At 74.5% G+C, this 3,330-nt stretch carries 4 protein-coding genes; 3 read left to right on the top strand and 1 reads right to left on the bottom strand.

The genetic code is table 11. The features are described 5' to 3' along the window. Positions 1-669, top strand: a 669-nt coding sequence (locus AB0O00_RS33315) for a GNAT family N-acetyltransferase (protein ID WP_363658201.1), incomplete at its 5' end; no start/stop codon positions are given. A 26-nt stretch (positions 670-695) separates the two neighbouring features. Here AB0O00_RS33315 and AB0O00_RS33310 read toward each other — a convergent pair. Then, positions 696-1,628 (bottom strand): hypothetical protein, encoded by a 933-nt coding sequence (locus AB0O00_RS33310; RefSeq protein WP_363658199.1) that lies wholly within the window; start codon positions 1,626-1,628, stop codon positions 696-698. A gap of 264 nt (positions 1,629-1,892) precedes the next feature. Here AB0O00_RS33310 and AB0O00_RS33305 point away from each other — a divergent pair, with 264 nt between their 5' ends. After that, on the top strand, positions 1,893-2,567 hold the full coding sequence (locus AB0O00_RS33305; protein ID WP_363658197.1) for a papain-like cysteine protease family protein: 675 nt from the start codon (positions 1,893-1,895) through the stop codon (positions 2,565-2,567). Positions 2,568-2,577: 10 nt separating this feature from the next. Further along, a partial coding sequence (locus tag AB0O00_RS33300) for a hypothetical protein (RefSeq protein ID WP_363658195.1) occupies positions 2,578-3,330 on the top strand: 753 nt, incomplete at its 3' end.

The raw sequence follows: 3,330 nt of genomic DNA, 5'->3' as shown, positions 1-3,330 counted from the left end.
CTCAAATCCGCCGCCGGGCGCCGGGAAAAACCGCCCGCCGAGGGGAGCGTTGGCGTCGAAGCGCGGGCCATCCGGGGCGTGGACGCCGGGAGTGTGGTCGGGGGCGTGTCCGGCGGGGTGGACGCGGTCCGTGCCTTCGCCGCCGCGTGGACCGCGACCAGCGGGTGCCGGCAGTCCGTCCGGGAGAACCACCGGCTCTACCGGCTCGGTGAGCTGACCGGCCCGCCGCGCCCGCCGGCCGGCCGCCCCCGGCAGGCCTCGGCGGCCGACCGGGAGCTGGTGATCCGCTGGTACGAGGAGTTCTCGGCCGAGGCCGACGTCCTCGCGCCCAACATCCCGCGGTCCGTCGACGACCGCATCGCCGCAGGGGGCCTGCACCTCTGGGAGGACGGCGGCGAGCCGGTCGCGCTGGCCGGCGACAGCGCGGTGGTCGCCGGGATGTCCCGCATCGGCCCGGTCTACACCCCCGTCGGGCGGCGTGGCCGCGGCTACGGGAGCGCCGTCACCGCGGCCGCCACGGCCCACGCCCTCGCCGGGGGCGCCTCGGAGGTGCTGCTCTACACCGACCTGGCGAACCCGGTCAGCAACTCGATCTACCAGCAGATCGGGTACCGGCCGGTGGAGGACTGCCTGACGGTGGACTTCCCGGCGGTGGACTTCCCGGCGTAGCGGCCGGGGCGGCGCGTCGCGGGGGCTCACTCCCAGTCCCACCGGATCCCGAGCAGGCACGGGTTCAGCGCCGTCGCGACGAGGTGCACGCAGTGGTGCCCGTCCAGCGTCAACTCCTCGCTCTCGTACGGTGCTTCGCCCGGCGAGTGGAGGGCGAAGCGGTGGCAGCGGACGGGCAGGGCGGCCGGGTCGAAGGTGACCTGCAGGACGTACTGGCCCGCGCCCGAGTTGAAGCCGCGGACGTACTCGCAGCTCGGCTCGGGCGAGGGCGCGTCGTCGAAGCCGTAGCCGAGCAGGTGGGTGTCGCCCGCCCGCAGCCGGCGGTCGAGGAGGAGCTCGGCGACGAGCAGGTGGTGGGCCTGGTCGCGGCGGATGCGGCCCGGGCGGCAGTTCTCCTCGGCGCGGACGCCGACCCGGGCGATGTCGCAGCCGGGGTCGCCCTGGTAGAGGGCGAGGTAGCGGTCGATGCCGTCGCGGTGGGCGCGCAGGGCGTGCTGGGAGTCGCGGCGGACGAGCTGGCCGTCGGGGCCGATGCGGATCCGCTCGATGTGGGTGATGGTGTGCAGACCGGTGTCGCGGGGGCCGGCGATGGTGGCGAGCAGGTCGTCGACGGCCGTGGCCGGGGTGATGAGGTCGCGGTAGGGACGCACGGGCGGGCCGGCGGGCGGGGCGTCGGCGGCGCGGCGCGGGCCGAGCAGCCGGGTGAGGGAGTGCTCGGGCAGGTCGAGCACCTCCTCCAGGGCGGCGACGGCACGGAGCGATTCCGGCCGTTCGGGGCGCCGCCGGCCCTGCTGCCAGTAGCTGAGGCTGGTGAGGCTCACGTGGACGCCGCGCAGCGCGAGGTGGCGCCGGACGCGGTGCAGCGCGAGGCCGCGGGCGGTGATGGCGGTGCGCAGGGCCAGGTGGAACGGGCCGGTGCGCAGCGCGGCGGCGAGATCGGGGTGCTCGCTGCGGTGCATGTCTTCCTCCTGGGGAACGGGCGTGGGGAGCCCAGGATTTGACCGTGAATATTCACATCAGGGTGGCGGTTTGTCACCCGTCCCGGCGTGGCGCGCGGGCGTTCCACGGGCGGTGTTCACACCGGGACGCGCCCGTTCACACCTGACCCGAGGTGCCCGCGGCGACCGTTGACCGGCCTTCGTCAACGGCGCGATGCTCATGGCGCGATCCGGACCGCGCCCCCACACAGCACTACCTCTGCTCGTGCAAGGAGGCATTCCCCCATGCCAGTTCCACGGATACGGCTGCGCCGCGCGGTCTCGGTGCTCGCGCTGGGCGTGCTCGGCCCGGCGCTCACCGCGGCCGCGGCCACGCCGGCCGCCGCCGCTCCCGGAGCGGACCGGGCCCCCACCCCGGTCCGCCCGCACGCCCAGGTCCGCCAGGCCGCCGCGCCCGGCAGCACGGCCGATCTGGCCGGCACGTACAAGAAGCTCAACATCAGCATGCAGCAGCAACAGCAGACCAACTGGTGCTGGGCGGCGAGCGGGAACACCATCGCCACGTGGTTCGGCTACACCTACAGCCAGAACCAGTTCTGCAACGCGGCGTTCGGCCGCTCGGTCGACTCCAGCTGCCCCAACAGCCAGGCCACGCTCGGCGACGTCCAGAACGCGCTCGACTGGATCGGCATCAACTCCGGCTCGTACGTCACCGGCTACCTGCGCTACAACACGGTGCAGACCGAGGTGGACGCCAACCGGCCGGTGGAGACCCGCATCCAGTGGAGCTCGGGCGGCGGGCACATGCACGTCCTCTACGGGTACGACACCGGCAACAACTGGGTCTACTGGGGCGACCCGTGGCCCTCCAACTACCGCTACAACTGGGCGGACTACTGGTACTACGTGAACAACGACACGTTCTCGTGGACCCACTCCCTCTACCGGATCGGCGCGTGAGGTGGCGACCATGACCGACATCCCGAAGGTCCGCCGGGCCGCCACCACCGCCCTGCTCGCAGCCGGCTTCGCGCTGGCCCTCGCCCCGGCCGCGCACGCCGAGGCCCCGGCCGGCGCGCCCGCGCCGGTGGCCGCCGCCGACCTGGCCAAGGCCCGCGACGCCGTGCAGAGCCCGGCCGTGCTCGACAAGCTCGGCCACTTCTTCGCCCGCAAGGGCGTCCCGCCGACCGGGCAGCTGACGGTCGGCGCGGCCGAGGAGGCGCAAACCGCGGCGGCGGAGGCGCCCCGGCTCACCGGCGACACCGTGCCGGTGTACACCCTGGACGCGGCCTTCGTGGCCGGCACCCCGGGCGCCGCCGTGGCGAAGGCGGAGTTCACCGCGAGCACCGTGGTCGCGGCGGACGGGCAGACCGCCTCGGTGTGGACCGTCCGCGAGGGCGACGACTGGAAGGTGGTCAACATCGCCTCGGGCGGCGACGAGAGCGACTACGCGGCGAAGGCGGCGGCGAGCGGCGGCACCGCGTTCCGCGAACCGCAGATCAACGCGTGGTACGTGCTGCGCGACGGCCGGGTCCTGCCGCTCGACGACGAGGCCCGCCGCTCGGTGGGCGCGGACGGGGTGGCGCTGGGCGCGTACCAGCAGCTGGTCCACCAGCGGTACGGCGACAAGCTGCCCGGCTCGGCGTACGACCGGGCGGGCGAGGGCGGCGGCTACCAGCCGAACGCCGCCGCACCGGACCCGGCCGACCACGGCTCGCTGCTC

It is taken from the genome of Kitasatospora sp. NPDC093558 (assembly GCF_040683475.1).
Lineage (GTDB): Bacteria > Actinomycetota > Actinomycetes > Streptomycetales > Streptomycetaceae > Kitasatospora.
The sequence above is the reverse complement of the archived record's forward strand: the minus strand, read 5'-3'. Positions and strand labels throughout refer to the sequence as shown.